The organism is Luteimonas soli, assembly GCF_042648865.1.
Classification (GTDB): domain Bacteria; phylum Pseudomonadota; class Gammaproteobacteria; order Xanthomonadales; family Xanthomonadaceae; genus Luteimonas; species Luteimonas soli.
Genome location: NZ_JBHRYA010000001.1, coordinates 475545 through 493473, shown reverse-complemented (window position 1 = coordinate 493473; position 17929 = coordinate 475545). Strand labels below are relative to the sequence as shown.

General features: G+C 72.1%; 10 protein-coding genes. 3 read left to right on the top strand and 7 right to left on the bottom strand.

The features are described 5' to 3' along the window. Positions 1 to 61: 61 nt before the first annotated feature. From tsaB to mrcB, 4 genes are all read right to left on the bottom strand, one after another. Positions 62 to 766: a tRNA (adenosine(37)-N6)-threonylcarbamoyltransferase complex dimerization subunit type 1 TsaB gene (gene tsaB / locus ACFONC_RS02215; RefSeq protein ID WP_386741974.1), complete on the bottom strand. Its 705-nt coding sequence runs from the start codon at positions 764 to 766 to the stop codon at positions 62 to 64. Positions 767 to 919: 153 nt separating this feature from the next. Next, entirely contained in the window at positions 920 to 2890 is a 1971-nt protein-coding gene (locus ACFONC_RS02210; protein ID WP_386741973.1) for an ATP-dependent DNA helicase, read from the bottom strand. Between the two features lies 1 nt (position 2891). Then, positions 2892 to 3434, bottom strand: coding sequence for a hypothetical protein (locus tag ACFONC_RS02205; protein ID WP_386741972.1), 543 nt, complete (start codon positions 3432 to 3434; stop codon positions 2892 to 2894). A gap of 11 nt (positions 3435 to 3445) precedes the next feature. Next, positions 3446 to 5863 (bottom strand): penicillin-binding protein 1B, encoded by a 2418-nt coding sequence (mrcB, locus tag ACFONC_RS02200; protein ID WP_386741971.1) that lies wholly within the window; start codon positions 5861 to 5863, stop codon positions 3446 to 3448. A 185-nt stretch (positions 5864 to 6048) separates the two neighbouring features. Between mrcB and ACFONC_RS02195 the strand changes: the two genes are divergently transcribed. Further along, entirely contained in the window at positions 6049 to 8154 is a 2106-nt protein-coding gene (locus ACFONC_RS02195) for a glycosyltransferase (protein ID WP_386741970.1), read from the top strand. Positions 8155 to 8238: 84 nt separating this feature from the next. Here ACFONC_RS02195 and ACFONC_RS02190 read toward each other — a convergent pair whose 3' ends face one another. Beyond that, positions 8239 to 9840, bottom strand: coding sequence for a hypothetical protein (locus ACFONC_RS02190; protein WP_386741969.1), 1602 nt, complete (start codon positions 9838 to 9840; stop codon positions 8239 to 8241). A 67-nt stretch (positions 9841 to 9907) separates the two neighbouring features. Beyond that, positions 9908 to 12070 carry a bifunctional (p)ppGpp synthetase/guanosine-3',5'-bis(diphosphate) 3'-pyrophosphohydrolase gene (locus ACFONC_RS02185; RefSeq protein WP_386741968.1) on the bottom strand — a complete coding sequence of 721 codons (2163 nt, stop codon included), beginning with the start codon at positions 12068 to 12070 and terminating at the stop codon, positions 9908 to 9910. A 62-nt stretch (positions 12071 to 12132) separates the two neighbouring features. On the opposite strand from ACFONC_RS02185, the gene ACFONC_RS02180 reads away from it, so the two are divergent. Further along, complete coding sequence (locus ACFONC_RS02180; RefSeq protein WP_386741966.1) at positions 12133 to 12642, top strand: hypothetical protein; 510 nt, start codon at positions 12133 to 12135, stop codon at positions 12640 to 12642. Beyond that, positions 12639 to 13583 carry a 2OG-Fe(II) oxygenase gene (locus ACFONC_RS02175; protein WP_386741964.1) on the top strand — a complete coding sequence of 315 codons (945 nt, stop codon included), beginning with the start codon at positions 12639 to 12641 and terminating at the stop codon, positions 13581 to 13583. The genes ACFONC_RS02180 and ACFONC_RS02175 overlap by 4 nt, the downstream gene beginning before the upstream one ends. 70 nt (positions 13584 to 13653) lie before the next feature. On the opposite strand, the gene hrpA is transcribed toward ACFONC_RS02175, so the two are convergent. Continuing rightward, positions 13654 to 17883 (bottom strand): ATP-dependent RNA helicase HrpA, encoded by a 4230-nt coding sequence (gene hrpA, locus ACFONC_RS02170; protein ID WP_386741962.1) that lies wholly within the window; start codon positions 17881 to 17883, stop codon positions 13654 to 13656. Between the last annotated feature and the right edge of the window lie 46 nt (positions 17884 to 17929).

The following is a 17929-nucleotide window of genomic DNA, read 5'->3' as shown; positions in this document are numbered from 1 at the left end:
GTCGTGCTCCCCGGTGCGGACGAGGAGTGACCCGCGCAGGTGCGCGATGGTTCCCGCGGCGTCAGCGCGCGTCGCGCAGGGCCTGCTGCTCGACCAGGGTCAGGGCGACGTTGTCGCGCAGGTAGGCAGGCTCGACGCGCTCCGGCGGCAGCGCCTCGCCGCGCTCGAAGGCAGCGGCGGCAAGCCGGGCCACGTTGGCCGCATGCGGCAGCGCGGTAACGTCGACGTTGGCCAGCCACGCCCCGAGGCGTGCCTGCAGCGCGCCCTCGCCGGCCGCGAAGCCGGTACCGACGCCCTGCCAGCGATCGTCATCGGTCGGCAGCGCAACCGCGTCCGCAGCGCAGACGCTTTCCTTTGTCAGCGCCACCAGGCCGCCATCGCGCCGCTCGAACGCGCCCGAATACACCTCGCCCATGCGCGCGTCGATGGCGGCGAGGATGCATGGCGAGCCGGTTTCCGGTGCCCCTGCCGCCAGCGCTGCCAGCGTCGACACCGGCACGACCGGCCGGTCCAGCGCCAGCGCGATGCCCTGCGCGATCGCGATCGCCAGGCGCACGCCGGTGAACGCGCCCGGGCCGCGGCCGACGGCGATCGCGTCGAGCTGCGCCTTGGCCACGCCGGCCTCGGCCAGCAGCTGTTCCGCCCACGGCAGCGCCAGCTCGGCGTGGCGGCGCGGCGCGACCTCGAAGCGCTCGCGCACGTCGCCGTCGACCCAGACGGCAACCGAGCAGCCCTCGGTGGCGGTTTCGAATGCAAGCAGTTTCACGGGGCGGGAATCGGGAATCGGGAATCGGGAATCGGGAGAAGCGTAACGCGTTCGCCGTAGGTCGGGGCTACGCCCCCGACGCCGGCGAAGCCTGATGTCGAGCGCATGGCCTCGACCCGTGGGGAACATCGGCGTCGGGGGCGTAGCCCCGACCTACGTCTCGAAAAATGCTTCCACGTCGGCAACGTCGCGGGTTTTCGGGAACGGCGGCAGCGAGTCGAGGAACAGCTTGCCGTAGCTCTTGCCGAGCAGCCGCGGATCGCACAGCACCAGCACGCCACGGTCGGTCTCGGTGCGGATCAGGCGGCCGACGCCCTGCTTGAGCGCGATCACCGCCTGCGGCAGCTGTTCGTCGCGGAAGGGATTACCGCCGGCGCGGCGGATCGCGTCGAGCCGGGCCTCGAACACCGGGTCGTCCGGCGCGGCGAAGGGCAGCTTGTCGATCACCACCACGCTCAGCGCATCGCCGGCCACGTCCACGCCCTCGCGGAAGCTGGCCGCGCCCAGCAGTACGCCGTTGCCCGATTCGCGGAAACGCTGCAGCAGCTGCGCGCGCGGCGCCTGGCCCTGCACGAACAGCGGCCACGGCCCGCCCTGCAGGATCTCCGCCGCCTCGCGCAGCGCGCGGTGCGAGGCGAACAGTACGAACGCGCGCCCCCGTGAGGCGTGCAGCACCGGCAGCAGCGCCTCGGCGACCGCGGCGGTGTAGTCGCGCGCAGACGGCTGCGGCAGCCGCGGCGGCAGGTAGCACAGCGCCTGCGAGGCCCAGTCGAAGGGGCTGGGCGCGAGCAGTTCGTGCGGATCCTCCAGGCCGAGCCGCGTGGCGATGTGGTTGAAGTGGCCGTCGACGGCCAGTGTTGCCGAAGTGAAAATCCACGCTGCGCGCGAAGCCTCGCGGTGCGCGCGCAGCGGCCCGGACACGTCCAGCGGCGTGCGCTGCAGGCGGAAGCCGCGCGGCGAGAGTTCGTACCAGCGCACGTCGTCGTCCGGCCCGCCGCCGCTCGCATCGTCCAGCTCGCCGTCGAGGTCGCGCTCGACCTGCCAGCGCGCGACCCGCGCCAGCTGGTCCTGCGCGCGCACGTGGCAGGCCTCGAAGCCGGGCGCGGCCTCGCGCAGCGGCGCGAGTGCGGTCGCCAGCCGCGACAGCGCCTGCGACAGCGCGTCGAGCGCCTCGCGCACACCCACGTCCTGCAGCGCGCGGAACCGTGTCCCGCGCGGCGGCAGGACTTCCATCGCCGCACGCAGCGCGCGGGTAGCCTGCTCGAGGTCGCGCGCGGGCTGCTGCACGACTGCCAGCGAGCCTTCGACGTCCTTGCATTCGGCCAGCGCGTCTCGGCCCAGTTCAACCAGCGGCCGCGCGCTCAGCGATTCGCCGAAGAACTGCGCGGCCAGGTCCGGCAGCTGGTGGGCCTCGTCGACGACGAAGGCCTGCGCGCCGGGCAGAATTTCGCCGAAGCCTTCCTGCTTGAGCGCCAGGTCCGCCAGCAGCAGGTGGTGGTTGACCACGACCACGTCCGCGTTCTGCGCGCGCTGGCGGGCCTGGACGACGAAGCATTCGCTCCAGAACGGGCATTCGCTGCCCAGGCAGTTCTCGGCGGTGGAGGTGACCATCGGCAGCAGCGGCGAGTCGTCGGGCAGGCCTTCGAGTTCGGCCAGGTCGCCCATGCGGGTGCGCCCGCTCCAGGCGACGATGCGCTGGAACTGCGCGATCTGCTCGCGCGCGGTAAAGCGTGGCTCGCCCTTGGCGCGTTCGAGCCGGTAGCTGCACAGGTAGTTCGCCCTGCCCTTGAGCAGCGCGGTCTTGATGCCGACCCCGAGCGCGTCGCGCACCCGCGGCAGGTCGCGGTGGTAGAGCTGGTCCTGCAGCGCGCGGGTGCCGGTGGAGACGATGGTCTTCAGGCCGGACAGCAGCGCCGGGACGAGGTAGGCGAAGGTCTTGCCGGTGCCGGTGCCGGCCTCGGCCAGCAGCGAGCCGCGCGAATCGAGCGCGTCGGCGACCGCGGCGGACAGGTCCTGCTGCGAAGGCCGCGGCGCGAACGCCGGGATCTGCGCGGCCAGCGTGCCCCCCTCGGCCAGTGCCGCGCGGCTGCGTTGTGCGAGGGTTCCCCTGTCCCCGGACTCCATGTCAGAAGCGGTTGACGCCGGCGACCGTGCACTGCTCGATGTGCTTCTTCGCGGCCGCCGCGCCGGCGGCGTCGCCTTCCAGCAGCCGCGACTGCTCGATCGTCGCCCAGTGGCGGCGGCACAGAGGCCCGACCTGCGAACCGGTCGCGAACGCCTGGCGGGCCAGCGCCTCGGCCCGCGCATGATCGCCGAGCAGCAACGCGGCCTCGGCGCGTTCCTGCAGCAGGGCCGGGTCGTCGGGGACGATCTCCAGCGCCTGGTCGAGCGTCTTGGCTGCTTCAGCGTAGTACTGCTGCGTTTCCAGGCGCTGGGCCTTCTCGCGCAGGTCCTCGACCTTGGGATCGCGCAGCGGCTGGATCGCCAGCTCGCCCTCGCCGTCGCCCGCGGCGGCGCGGACGGCGGCGACCTGCTGCTGCGGCGTAGCGGTGGTCAGTGACGCCGGCGGTGGCGCCGCCGGCTGCGACGTTGCGCAGGCGGCCAGCACGAGCGCGAAAACCGCGGGCGCGCAGTGGCGAACGGCCGGAAGCCGGGCGGGGGAAGACACGGGGACATCCATCAGCGTTGCTCTTGCGGCGGGGGATTCGGTGCCTGCTGCGGCACTTCGCGGGCGGGATCGCGCGGCGGCTTGGGGTCCAGGCCGAACCAGCTGCGCCAGCCGCCGCCCTGCTCCTCTTCGGGCTCGGGCTGCGCGTACACGCAGGGCTGGTACGGAGGCGCGTAGCCCTTGGCGAACGGGAAACGCCGCACGTCCGGACAGGAGGCATCGGTGCTGTTGGACTGCGCCACCCACTGCCAGTCCAGGCCCTCGTTGTCGACCTTCAGCGGCGTGCTGGGCAGGCGCGAGAACAACCCGGACCAGACCCGCATCGCGCCGGTGGAGCCGTACAGGCCGGTCATCTCGTTCTGGTCGTTGCCCACCCACACCACGGCGAGGTGGTCGCCGGTGTAGCCGGCAAACCAGCTGTCGCGGCCGTCGTTGCTGGTGCCGGTCTTGCCGGCGGCGTCGAGACGGCCGAGGCCGTCGCGGACCAGCTGGTGCGCAGTGCCGTTGCTGACCGTGCGCTGCAGCGCGGTGGTGATCAGGCGCACCGCGATCGAGTCGCCCGGCTGCGCGGGCTTGGGCGCCTTGTCGTAACGCTTGAGCATCCTGCCCTCGCGGTCGAGCACGCCGCGCACCAGGTGCAGCGGTTGGATCTCGCCGCCCGACGCCAGGAACTGGTAAAGCTGCGCGATCGCGTACGGGCTCTGGTCGACCGAACCGAGGATCAGCGAAGGATTGGGCGCGGCCTCGATGCCGGCCAGCTTCTCCAGCAGCATGGCCAGGCGCTGCGGCGTGACGTCCATGCCCACTCGCACCGTGGCCTGGTTGTACGACTGCGCCAGCGCATCGATCAGGCGCACGCTGCCGTGGCTGCGGCCGTCGGAATTGCCCGGGCTCCAGCGCTTGCCGTTGGCCAGCGTCACCGTCACCGGCGAGTCGTCCACCCAGCTGGCCAGCGACCACCGGTTGGGCGAAGCCAGCGCCAGCATGTAGACGAAGGGCTTGAGCAGCGAACCGACCGGACGCTGCGCCTCGATCGCGCGGTTGAACCCGGGCTGGCGGAAGTTGCGGCTGCCCACCACCGCCAGCACGTCGCCGTTGTCGACGTCGGTGACCACCACGCCGGCCTGCAGCGGCGGCCGCTTCTTGTTCTCCAGCGAGTCGAGCGTGCGCGTCACCGCGCCCTCGGCATAGGCCTGCGCCGAGGGCGACATCCCGGTCATCACCCGCAGGCCGGCGCCCTGCAGCGCGTCGGCCGGGTAGTCGCGCACCAGCTGCCGCCGCACCAGGTCGACGTAGGCCGGGAACGGATTGGCCGAGGTGCTGCCCGGCGCGTCGGTCACGCCCAGCGGCGCCTTGAGCGCGCGCTGGTACTCCGCGTCGTCGATCAGCTGCGGCTGCGACTCGTGCATCCTGGCCAGCACGAAGTTGCGCCGCGCCAGGGCGTTCTCCGGATGCCGGCGCGGGTCGTAGGCCGACGGCCCCTTGACCAGGCCGATCAGCATCGCGATCTGCTCCGTCGACAGGTCGCCCAGGTCGCGGCCGAACCAGAACTCGGCCCCGGCCGCGGCGCCGCGGATCTCCTGCGAGCCGCGCTGGCCCAGGTAGACCTGGTTGAGGTAGGCCTCGAGGATCGCGCGCTTGTCGTAGCGCGCCTCGATCAGCAGCGCGAACAGGATCTCGTTGAACTTGCGGGTGTAGGTCTGCTCGCGGCCGATGCCCAGGATGCCCGAGCGCGCCAGCTGCTGGGTCAGCGTGCTGCCGCCCTGCCTGGCCTCGCCCGACCTCAGGTTGACCCAGGCCGCGCGCAGCATGCCGGACAGGTCGATGCCGTGGTGGTGGGCGAAATCGCGGTCTTCCACCGCCTGCAGGCCGGTGACCAGCAGCTCCGGCACGTCCTCGATCCGCACCAGCTGGCGCTCTTCCTGCGACTGGCCGTACAGCGTGGCGATCCGGGCCGGGTCCAGGCGCACCGACTTGGCCGCCTTGCCGCTGCCGGCGTCGCGCAGGCGGGCGACGCGGCCGCCGGACAGCCTCAGTTCGACCCGGCTCGGCGCGACGTCGCCGTCGACGTCCCGGAAGCCGCGGCTGGCGATCACCCAGTCCGAACCCTCGTGGCTGTAGGTCCCGGCGCGCTTGCCGCCGTCCTCGCGGTACGAGGCCGCGGCCAGCTCGGTCTTCAGGGTCTGCGCATCCATCGCCACGCCCGGCGCCAGCTGCAGCGGGCGCGCGTAGACGCGGGTCGGGACCTGCCAGCGCAGCTGGCCGAAGCGCTCGCTGACCTGGCTGTTGAGGTACAGCGTGTACGGGATCAGGAAGCCCAGGCCCAGCCCGATCGCCGCCAGCGTCCAGGTCAGCAGCCTGCGACGCCAGTCCGGCCGGCCGTCGCCGTCGATCTCGTCTTCGTCTTCGTCGTAATCGATGCGGGCCACGGTACGGTTCGGGAAAGGCAGTGCGACAATGGCGCGGGCGCCGGGGAAGCGGCGAGTCTATCGCAGCCGGCCCTGAACGCCCGCTGGCACGCGCGCTGCGGCCGATTCCGTCGATGGCGCAAAATGCCCGGCCGGAAGGCCATCGCGGCCTGTCGCACCCCCAACCGTTAGCTGGAGCTCCGAGTTTGTCGATTTCGCTGGCCGATGCGCGCTTCCTGTTCGATCGCGCGACCGGCCTGATCCGCCGCGGCTGGCTCAGCCTGCGCACCCGTGGCCTGCGCGCCAGCTGGCAGCGCGTGCGCGCGCAGCTGCGCCGGGTGCCCGCTGCGCAGCGCGCGGACCTGTACTTCCCCGCCGACATGCCGCGCGTGCCGGCGGCGCTTCCGACCAGCGACGCGCCGCTGGCCAGTATCGTCATCCCCGTCTACGGCCAGCTCGAACACACCCTGTGCTGCCTGCGCGCGCTGGCCGGGCATCCGCCGCTGGCGCCGTTCGAGGTGATCGTGGTCGACGACGGCTCGGCGGATGACAGCGCCGACGTGCTGCCGGCGATCGACGGCCTGCGCTACCACCGGCGCGCGGAGAACGGCGGCTTCATCGCCGCCTGCAACGACGGCGCCGCGATGGCGCGCGGCGACTATCTGGTGTTCCTCAACAACGACACCGTGCCGCAACCCGGCTGGCTCGACGCGCTGCTGCAGACCTTCGCCGAGCACCCCGGCGCCGGGCTGGTGGGTGCGCAACTGCTGTATCCGGACGGGCGGCTACAGGAGGCCGGGGGCGTGGTGTTCGACGACGGCAGCGGGTGGAACTACGGCCGCAACCAGTCTTCCGCCGACCCGCGCTACGGCTATCTGCGCGAGGTCGACTATGCCAGCGGCGCGGCCATTGCCATCCCGCGCACGCTGTTCGGGCAGGTGGGCGGCTTCGACGCGCGCTATGCGCCGGCCTACTACGAGGATACCGACCTTGCATTCGCCGTCCGCGCGGCCGGCAAGCGCGTGCTGTACCAGCCGGCCGCCCGCGTGGTGCACGACGAAGGCGCGACCGCCGGCACCGACCTCGCCGCCGGCGCCAAGGCGTATCAAGCCCGCAACCGGGAGCGGTTCGCCGCCCATCGAGCCACTGAACTGCGCGGGCAGCTGCCGGCCGGCACGCTGCCCTCGCCCGCCACGTTGCACCGGGCTCGCAGGCAGGTGCTGGTCATCGATGCGTTGACGCCGATGCCGGACCGCGATTCGGGCTCGCTGCGCCTGGTCAACCTGATGCGCCTGCTGCGCGATGAAGGCGCGCACGTGGTGTTCATGCCTGCCAACCGCGAGCACGCTGGCACCTATACGGATACTTTGCAAAGCTCGGGGATCGAGGCTTGGCACGCTCCGTTCGCGAAGCGCGCACCGGCATGGCTGCGCGAACACGGACCGCGCTTCGACAGCGTCATCGCCTGCCGTCACTACGTCGCACGCGAGTTCCTGCCGCTGCTGCGCAAGCACGCGCCGCAGGCGCAGCTGGTGTTCGACACCGTCGACCTGCATTACCTGCGCGAATCGCGCGCAGCGGAAATTGCCGGCGACGCCGCCAGGGCGCGCACGGCGCAGCGCACGCGCGCGCTGGAACTCGATGTCATCGCGCGCAGCGACCTGACCCTGGTGGTCAGCGAGGCCGAGCGCGCGCTGCTCGCCGACGATGCGCCGGCCGCGCGCGTGGAAGTCCTGTCCAACCTGCACCACGTCGCCGGCGCCGGTGCCGCGTTCGCACAGCGCCGCGACCTGGTGTTCGTCGGCGGCTTCCGCCATCCGCCCAACGTCGATGCGGTGCGCTGGTTTGCCGAGGCCGTGTTCCCGCAGGTGCGGGCTCGCCTGCCCGGCATCGCATTCCACTGCATCGGCGGCGATGTACCCGAATCGATCTCTGCACTGGACGGGCGAGAGGGCATCACGATCCACGGCCACGTCCCCGACATCGCGCCGTACATGGACGGCTGCCGCGTCGCGGTGGCGCCGCTGCGCTACGGCGCCGGCGTCAAGGGCAAGGTCAACCTGAGCATGGCCCACGGCCAGCCGGTGGTGTCCACGTCGTGCGCGGTCGAAGGCATGTACCTGCACGACGGCCACGACGTGCTGGTCGCCGACGACGCGGCGGCCTTCGCCGATGCGATCGTGCGCCTGCACGAGGACGAGGCGTTGTGGACGACGCTCAGCCGCAACGGCCTGGAGAACGTCGCCCGGCACTTCTCGCTCGATGCAGCGCGCGACACCGTGCGTCGGGTGTTTTTCGCGCCGCGCGGCTGACGGAGCACCGCGTACACCGGTCGCCGGTCAGGTGCGGATGCCGGCCCGCGGCCGGTCACTGCACACATCACGTCCCGTTCCGGTTCAGCGCTGCGGCGCGGTCGCCGCACGGAGGCGACGGTCGAAGTCGTCCAGCCCCGGCGTGGCCGGGTCCAGCGCGCGGGCCGACGCCAGCGCCGCGCTCGCGCCGGCCACCTCGCCCGCGCCGAGGCGCTCGTCGCCGATCGCCAACCAGCGCGCGGCCAGCCGGCGGCGCGCGGTGGCCAGCGCCGCGGTGTCGTTCTCGAGCGCCACGCGCGCATCGAAGCAGGCGCGCGCCAAGCCCAGGTTGTTGTCGCGCAGCCCGCGCTCGAAACATTGCCGGGCCGCCGGCAGCAGGCGTGCGGTGGCCTCGCGCACGGCCGGGTCGTCCGGCGCGATCGCGCGCGCGGCGCGCAGTTTGTCGAAGGCGCTGTCGCCGGGCGGATCGAGCAGGTCGCCGCGGGCTTCAGCCTCGTCCGCCTCGGCCAGCAGCCGTGCGACCCGGCGCTTGCGCTCGCGTGGCGGCACCTGGCTGCCCAGGCGCGCGTGCGACTGCCGCGCGCGGGAGATGCGGTGCTCGGCGGCCGAAACCGCTGCCATTTCCGGGGCCAGCGCGCGCGCGTGGTCCAGCGCGGCGTTGGCGGCGGCGAAGCGGAAGTCGGCGGCCAGGGTTTCGGCGCGATGCGCCCACGCCGCGGCAACGCGCTGCAGGCCTGCGTCCGCATCGGCCTGCTGGCCAGCTTCGGCAAGCAGGCGATAGCGCCCTTCCGCCCGCTCCAGCTGCCCGTTGCCCAGCGCGCTCGCGGCGTTGCGGCGCACATCGTCGAGTTCCTCGTTCAACCGCGCCTGGGTGTCGGGCAGGTCGACGTGGCCGGCGTCGTACCGGCGCGCGACGGCGATCGCGGCGGTGGCTTCGGCCAGCTCGCCGGCGCGCAGCTGTGCGCGTGCCTGCTGCAGCAGTTCGCCCAGCGCATCCTCCCGCCCTTCCAGTGCCCCGGTGTTCTCCGGCTGCAGGGCGAGGATGCGCCGGTACAGCGGCAATGCGGCCTCGTCGCCACCAGTCAGCTGCCCTGCCTCGCGCGCGGCGTCGGCCCGTGCAAGCAGCCGCGGGATACCGGCGTGGGAGGCTTCACGCTCGCGCAGCTGCGTCGCCACGGCGTCGGCATCGGCACGCGGGACCGACAGCGCACGCGCCAGCCGCAGCGACGCGTGCGCGTCGGCGAAGCGGTCCTGCGCGGTGGCTTCGCGCGCCTGCGCCAGTGCGGTTTCGGCCACCTGCGCCAGGCCCACGCGCGCCTCGTCGCGATCCGGGTCCATCGCCAGCGCCGCCTCGTAGAGTTCGCGCGCGCCGCTGCCGTCGGGCGCCGTCAGCCGCCCCTGCGCCAGCGCCTGCGCCGCCTGCGCGCGCAGCGCCTGGGCACGCGTCTGCGGCCAGATCTGGTCGGCCAGCGGCTTGCGGAATACCACCAGCAGCACCATCGCCAGCAGCGCGAACGCCAGCAGCCATGGCCACCAGCCCGGCGCGCGGCGCCCGGTACGCCGGGGCCGCGTGCGGGGCGTGAAATCGAGACCGCTCAGCGTCCCCATGCCCGGCTCGCGGCGGCCGTCGCCGTCGTCGGCGCCGGGCGCGCGCGAATGCGGCGGAATGTCGCGTGGTCCAGTCACCGGCGCAGCATAGAAGATGCCGATGAACGCCGCCGTGAGTCCTCACCGGGGCATGGCCCCGGCCGACCTACCCGCGCCGTGTCCGCTCCACGCCGGGCAGGCTGTCGATCTTGCCCAGCAGGCGCGAAAGCTGGCCGAAATCCTGTACCCGCACCTGCAGGTGCAGCCGCTGCTGCCCGTGGCGGCCGCTGTCGCTGCGGATCGACAGCACGTGCGCGTCCTCCTGCGCGATCAGGTTGGTCAGGTCCTTGAGCAGGTACTTGCGGTCGACCGCGTCGACCACCACCGACGCCTCGTGCCCGCCGCCGGCGCGGCCCCATTCCACCGGCAGCACGCGCTGCGGGCTCGCGGCCGACAGGCGCAGGAACGCCGCGCAGTCGGCGCGGTGCACGCTCACGCCGCGGCTGCGGGTCAGGTAGCCGCGCACCGCATCGCCCGGCACCGGCTGGCAGCAGCGCGCGACCTGCACCAGCAGGTTGCCCACGCCCACCACCGTGAATGCCGAGATCGGCGCCTTCGCCTTCCTGCGCGGAGCGCGTACGGCCAGCTCCCGACCATCGGCGGTGGCAGCATCGCGCGCGCTGCGTTCGTGTTCGAGCAGCGCGCGCGCGACCTGGTGCGGGCCGACGTCGCCCAGCGCAACCATCACCTGCAGGTCTTCGAGCGTGGCCGTGTTGAACTTCTGCAGCGCCGGCGCCGGATCGGCCTGCTGCAGGCCCAGGCGCTTGAGTTCGCGGTCGAGCAGGTCGCGCCCGTCCTGGATATTGCGCGCGCGGTCGAGCTTGTGGAACCAGCTGCGCACCTTCTCGCGCGAGCGCGCGCTGGCGAGGAATCCATTGGCCACCACCAGCCAGTCGCGGCGCGGTTCGGACACCTTGCCGGTGAGGATCTCGACGCGATCGCCGCTTTGCAGCCGGTGGTCAAGCGGCACGATGCGGCCGTCGACCTTGGCGCCGCGGCAGCGATGGCCGACATCGGTGTGCACGTGATAGGCGAAATCCAGCGGCGTGGCGCCGCGCGGCAGGTCGACGACCTCGCCGCGCGGGGTCAGCACGTAGATGCGGTCTTCGACCAGCTCGGTGTCGAGGCCGCCGGCAAGCTCGCCCGCGCCCTCCGAGCTTGCCTCCAGCAGCCGCCGCATCCACCCGATCTTGCGGTCGAGCGCGGCGTTGCCGGCGGCCGAACGCTGCGAACCTCCGGTCTCCTTGTAGCGCCAGTGCGCAGCCACGCCCAGCTCGGCCTGTTCGTGCATCTCGCGAGTGCGGATCTGCACCTCCAGCGTCTTGCCTTCAGGCCCGACCACCGCCGTGTGCAGCGAACGGTAGTCGTTGTGCTTGGGCCGGGCGATGTAATCGTCGAACTCGCTGGGGATCGGCACCCACAGCGCGTGCGCCACGCCCAGCGCGGCGTAGCAGGCAGGAATGTCGTCGACCAGCACGCGCACCGCGCGCAGGTCGTAGAGTTCGCCGATCGGCACGTCCTTCTTCCGCATCTTCTTCCAGATGCTGTAGATGTGCTTGGGCCGGCCGGCAACGTCCGCGTCGATGCCCTGCGCGGCCAGTGCCTCGCGCAGGGTTGCGGTGACCTGGGCGATGTAGCGTTCGCGGCCGGTGCGCTTGTCGTCGAGCAGGCGCGCGATGCGGCGATAGGTGTCCGGATCCAGGTAGCGGAACGCCAGGTCCTCCAGCTCCCACTTCAGCTGCCAGATGCCCAGGCGGTTGGCCAGCGGCGCGTGGATGTCGCGGGTCAGCTGCGCCAGCGCGATGCGCTCGTCTTCCGGCAGCCGCGCGGCCGCGCGCAGCTGTGCGAGCTGGCGTGCGAGCAGGATCGGCACCACCCGCAGGTCGCGCACGATCGCCAGCAGCAGGCGACGCAGGCCCTCCGGATTGCCCTGCCCCGAACGCTCGGCGTGCAGCGCCCACACCTGGTTGGCCGCGCGCTGGCCGTCAAGCAGCGCGGCAACCGCAGGTTCGGCGGCGGCCAACTTCGGCTCCAGCCGCGCCGCGGCCCGCGGCAGCGCGTGCAGGATCGCGGCCAGGATCGCTTCGCCGTCGGCGTTGAGCAGCGCCAGCGAATCGAGCGTGTCGAGCAGGACGCCCGGCGCCTCGTCCTCGCCGCCGTCTTCGCCCGCCAGCGCCTCGTCGAGCAGCACGCGCAGCCGCGGCGGCAGTGCGGCGACGGCCGCATGGTCGGCCAGGGCCTGTTCGACGTTGGGCACGGGCGACGGCACGCGCGGTTCCGGCTGTGGGGGGAGGGTCTACACTAGCCGCCTCCCGACCCGAGGAACAGACCATGCGCCCGTCGATCCTGCTCGCGTTCACCCTGCTGCTTGGCTGCACGCTGCCCGTTTTCGCACAGTCCACCGCCGCGCAGCCGCCGATCGAGCAGGCGATGACGGCCGAGCAGTTCAAGGCCGCCGGCCTGGACAAGCTCAGCGCCGAAGAGCTGGCCAACCTCAACACCTGGCTCAACCGCACCATCACCACCGAGACCGCCAAGGCCGCCGAGCAGGCTTCCGTGCAGACCAAGGAACGGGTGGAAAGCGAGAATCGCGGCTTCTTCCACTTTGGTTCGGACGAGCCGATCGAAAGCCGCATCACCGGCACCTTCAACGGCTTCCGCAAGGGCAACACCTACACCCTGGACAACGGCCAGCAGTGGCGCCAGACCGACACCGCGTCCCTGGACGGCGTGCGCGTGGAAAACCCGGCCGTCAGGATCACCCCCAGCCTCATCGGCAACACCTGGTACCTGCGCATCGACGGCTACAACACCCGCGCGAAGGTCGAGCGGATCAAGTGAGCGCGGTACCGGCGCCTTCGATCACCGCGGGCCGCATCGCGGCTCGCGTGGTTGCCGAACGCGGCGAACTGGCAAGCAGGTTCGCGGGCGCGGCGCCGTTCCGGCACGTCGTCATCGACGACTTCTTCGAGGCGTCGTTCGCGCAGCGGCTGCTCGCGCAGTTCCCGGGCTTCGAGCAGGGCAACTTCCTCAGCGAGGACGGCCGCCCGGGAAGCAAGTCGACGTTCGAGCGCATCCGCGCGCTTGGCGACGGCTTTGCGGCGCTGGACGACACGATCCGCGATGATGGGTTCCTGCGCCTGCTGGGAGAGATCACCGGCATCGATGGCCTGCGCTACGACCCGTGGTACCTGGGCGGCGGCACCCACGAAAACCGCCACGACGGCGGCCTCCAGGCGCACGTGGACTTCAACTTCCACCCGCTCGAACGCTGGCAGCGCCGGCTAAACCTGATCGTCTACCTCAATCCCGGCTGGCGCGAGGAGTGGGGTGGCGCGCTCGAGCTGTTCGGCGATCCGGCGACCGCGCCGGAGCACGTCATCGCACCGGTTTTCAACCGCTGCGTGATCTTCGAAACCCACGGCCACAGCTGGCACGGTTTCAACCGCATCGTCCTGCCCGAAAACGAGCGCGGGCAGAGCCGCCGGTCGGTGGCACTGTATTTCTACACCCCGGCCGCCGAAGAACCGCGGGCGGCGCATTCCACCGTCTACGTCGATCGCCCGCTACCTGACCGGCTGCAGCCGGGCCATGTGCTCGACGCGCGGGACGTCGCGGACCTGCAGCGACTGATCGGCGACCGCGACAACCGGATCGCGCAGCAGTACGGCGAGATCTCCAGGCTGATGACCCTGGTGCGTGCGCACGAGCGCGGACTCGCCGGTTCGATGTTGTATGCCGCGCGCAGAGTGCAGGCCCGCCTGTTGCGGCGGCAAGGCTAGGGCGAAGCGATCTCGCTCTCCCGCGGAGAAGCGGTCCGTTCGGTGACGATGCGATTCCCGGCGTTGGCGCTCAGCCACGGCGCAACGCGGCAATCCGGGCCGCGAGCTTCTTTGGCGACACCCCGCCCTTCGCGCCCAGCTCCTGGGCGAACAACGACACGCGCAGTTCCTCGATGTCCCAGCGCAGGGCCTGCCATTCGGGCTCGTTCGCGAGGCCGGCGGCCTCCGCGTCGGCGAGCGCATCGGTGAAGGGCTTGAGGTCGAGCATGCGCTGCTGGTCGCGCGGCGGATCGTTGAGGGCGCGCTGCGCGCGGGTGGCCAGTGCCTTGAGGTAGCGCGGGTATTCGGCCAGCGCCGTGGCGGGGACGTCGCGCAGGAAGCCCCGCGGTACCAGCGCCGCGAGCTGCGCCTGCATGTCGTCGAGGTTGCCGCGCGCCCAGCCCACCAGCCTCGAGTCGAGCTTCGCACGCACCTCGGCCACCAGGCCGAGGATGGTTTCGGCCTGCTGCAGCCGCGCCATCGCCTCGCCGAACAGCGCCTTGCCGAGGGCGTCGCGGCGCGCGGCGAAGGTATCGGGGTCGCGGATATCGCCCAGCCCGTCGGCGGCCAGCGCGGCGAAGGCGCCGTCGACCAGGTCGTCGCGCAGGTGGTCGGCAGGCCGGCCCGGCTGCGACGCGCGCGGCGCGGCGGACTCGATCGCCGCGTACAGCAGCGCGGTCTTCGGCGACACCGGCAGCTGCTTGCGCGCCTGGCGCATGCGGTCGGCCAGGGCCAGCGCCAGCAGCCGGCGCACGCCGCGCGGATGGTGGCGCCGTGCTTCGTCGCGGTCGGCGTGCACGTCGAGCGAGACGCTGTCGCCGTGGTCGTGCAGCGCCGGGTAGGCCGGCACGCCGCCGGCGCCGGGGACGGATTCGGGAATCGGCTCGTCCGGGAATTCCGTCAGTCCGCCCTGCGCCAGTCCTTCCGAAGCGCGCGCGGCGAATGCGTCGCGCGCACGGGCGCCGAAACGCGTGCGCAGTTCGTCGAGATCACGTGATTCGGCCAGCACGCTGCGGCCGTCGACGTCGAGCAAGCGCAGGTTCGCGCGCAGGTGCGGCTCGAGCGCGGACTCGTCGAAATCGCCGCCCGCAAGCTCCACGCCCGTCATGCGCTTGAGGAAGCGCGCCAGCGTGCCGGCGAACGCGTCGGTATCGGCATCGGCGGCGCCGTGCGCCTCGGCGAACGCGCGCGCGAAATCCGGCGCGGGCACGAAGTTGCGCCGCAGCGCCTTGGGCAGGATGCGGATCATCGCCGCCGCCTTGTCGGCCACGAAACCCGGCGCCAGCCACGACAGCCGCGGCGGATCCAGCGCGTTGAGCAGGTGCAACGGCACGACCACGGTCATGCCGTCGTCCACCGCGCCCGGCTCGAAGCGGTAGCGCACCGCCAGCCGCGCGTCGCCCAGCGCGATGTATGCAGGGAACAGGTCGGCGTCGGCGCCGTCGGCCACCAGCAGATCTTCGCGCGTCCATTCCAGCGCCTGCTTCGCGTTGATCGGCAGCTTCGCGTACCAGGCATCGAGCGCCTGCGCGCTGACGATGTCGGAAGGAATGCGATCGCGGTACCACTGCGCCATCCATTCCTCGTCGACCACCAGGCCGGCGCGGCGCTGCTTGGCTTCCTCTTCCTCCGCCCGCGCCAGCGTCTTGCGGTTGCGCGCGACGAAGGCGCTGCGAGTGTTGATCTCGCCCGCGACCAGGCCGTCGCGCACGAAGATGTCGCGTGATTCCTCCGGGTACAGCCCGCCATAGTGGACCGGCTTCTTGGGCGCCAGCACCAGCCCGAACAGCGACACCTGCTCGCTGCCGATCACCCGCCCCTGGCTGCGCGACCAGCGCGGATCGAAGTGGCGGCGCGCGAGCAGGTGCGGCAGCTCTGCCATCGCCCACTCCGGCTCGATCGCGGCGTTGGTCAGCGACCAGACCTTTTCGGTGTCGAGCAGCGTCGCCGACAGCACCCAGGGCGGCGGCTTCGACGCCAGCGGCGAGCCGGGGAACAGCTGGAACCTGCGCCCGCGCGGCCCTTCGTACTGGCCGCGCTCGGTGCGATGGCCGAGCTGGGTCGGCAGGCCGGCGATGAGCGCGCGATGCAGCGCCACGTGCGCCGCGGCCGACAGGCGCACGTCGCCGGCGCCCTCTTCGGGGGGGGCGGGCGCCTGCTTTCGCCGCTGCCTGTTCCGCGCCGGCGCCGGCGACGGGTCTTCCCCACGCTTCGCGTAGGGCGGGTCTCGACCCGCCGCGGACGAAGATTGCGCAGGTGGCGGGTCAAGACCCGCCCTACCCCACAGCTCCTCGCACTGCAGCTTCAGCTGCCGGTGCAGCTCGCGCCATTCGCGCATGCGCAGGAAGCCGAGGAAGTTCCTGTCGCACCACTTGCGCAGCTGCAACTGGGTCATGTCCTCGTGCGCGGTGCGGTAGGCGTCCCAGAGCCTGAGGATGCCGACGAACTCGGACCTGGGATCGCGGAACTGCGCGTGCGCCGTGTCCGCCGCCGCGCGCTGGTCGGCGGGACGCTCGCGCGGATCCTGGATGCCCAGGAACGAGGCGATCGCCAGCATCTCGTGCAGGCAGCCGTGTGCCTGCGCGGCGACCAGCATGCGCGCCAGCTTCACGTCCACCGGCAGCTTCGCCATGGTGCGGCCGGTCGGCGTGAGCCGGCGCCTGTCGTCCACCGCACCCAGTTCGGCCAGCTGCTGCCAGCCGTCGGCGATCGCGCGCGGATCGGGCGGATCGATGAAGGGGAAATCCTCGACCAGGTTCGCGCCGCCACGCGCCTGCTCGTCGCCGCGTCCCCGCCTGCGTTTGCCGCCGCGAGCGCCCTCGCCGCCCAGGCCGAGCGACAGCATCCGCAGGATCACCCCGGCCAGCGCGGCGCGGCGGATTTCCGGGTCGGTGTAGGGCGCGCGCGACTGGAAATCGGCCTCCGAATAGATCCGGTAGCAGGTGCCGGGCGCGACGCGGCCGCAGCGGCCCTTGCGCTGGTCGGCGCTGGCCTGGCTGACCGGTTCGACGTGCAGGCGGTCGAGCTTCAGGCGCGGACTGTAGCGCTTGACCCGCGCCAGCCCGGGGTCGACGACGTAGTGGATGCGCGGCACCGTCAGCGAGGTCTCGGCGACGTTGGTCGCCAGTACGATGCGGCGCTGCGGGCCCGGGTTGAACACCCGGTCCTGGTCGCGCGCCGACAACCGCGCGTACAGCGGCAGCACCTCGGTGTGCCGGTACTTGCGCCGCTCCAGCGCCCGGTGCGCATCGCGGATTTCGCGCTCGCCGGGCAGGAAGACAAGCGTATCCCCCATCGGGCGCTCGCGCGCGATCTCGTCGCAGGCGGCGAGCACGCCGTCGAGCACGGAGACGGGGTCAGGGTCACTTTCTCCCCTGGTTCGCCGGGATCGCGCGGAGATGGGGTCAGAGTCACTTTCTCCCCTGGTTCGCCCGTGATCGGACGCATCACCCGGAGAAAGTGACTCTGACCCCAAGGGCCGGTAGCGCACTTCGACCGGATGGCCGCGGCCTTCCACGTTCACCACCGGCGCGCCGCCGAAATGCGCGGCGAAGCGTTCGGTATCGATCGTCGCCGAGGTCACGATCACCTTCAGGTCGCGGCGCCTGTGCAGCAGCTGCTTCAGGTAGCCGAGCAGGAAATCGATGTTGAGGCTGCGCTCGTGGGCCTCGTCGATGATGATCGTGTCGTAGGCCGACAGCCAGCGGTCGGAGGCGATCTCGGCCAGCAGGATGCCGTCGGTCATGAACTTGACCGCGGTATCGGCCGAGACGTTGTCGCTGAAGCGCACCTGGAAACCGACCGCGCCGCCCAGCGGCACCTGCAGCTCCTCGGCCACGCGCCGCGCCACCGCGCGCGCGGCGATCCGGCGCGGCTGGGTGCAGGCGATCATGCCGGCCGCGCCGCGGCCGGCAGCCAGGCACAGCTTGGGCAGCTGGGTGGTCTTGCCCGAGCCGGTCTCGCCGGCGATGACCACCACCGGGTTGTCCCGGATCAGGGCGATGATGTCGTCGGCGTGCGCGGCGATCGGCAGCGCCGGATCCACGACCGCCCGCGGCAACCGTTCCGCACGTGCCCGGCGGCGCTGGACCGACTGCGCAAGCCCCTGCTCGAAAGCGGCCTGCGCGCCGGTGTCGCCGGGCACCGCCTGCCAGCGGCGCAGCAAACCATGCAGGCGCGCGGCATCGCGGCTGCAGGCGTCGTCGATGGCGCGCTGCGCCGGTCTTGACGCCATGCTTGCATTCGGCTGTTTAGGCTTCATCTCTTGATGGACGGCACGATCCGACCAGAACCCGCCTGCCGCCAGT

Bases quoted from the DNA above. Each gene is read 5' to 3' on its own strand.
- ACFONC_RS02210 (WP_386741973.1), bottom strand. From the start codon at position 2,890: ATGGAGTCCGGGGACAGGGGAACCCTCGCACAACGCAGCCGCGCGGCA.
- ACFONC_RS02180 (WP_386741966.1), top strand. From the start codon at position 12,133: ATGCGCCCGTCGATCCTGCTCGCGTTCACCCTGCTGCTTGGCTGCACG.
- hrpA (WP_386741962.1), bottom strand. From the start codon at position 17,883: ATGAAGCCTAAACAGCCGAATGCAAGCATGGCGTCAAGACCGGCGCAG.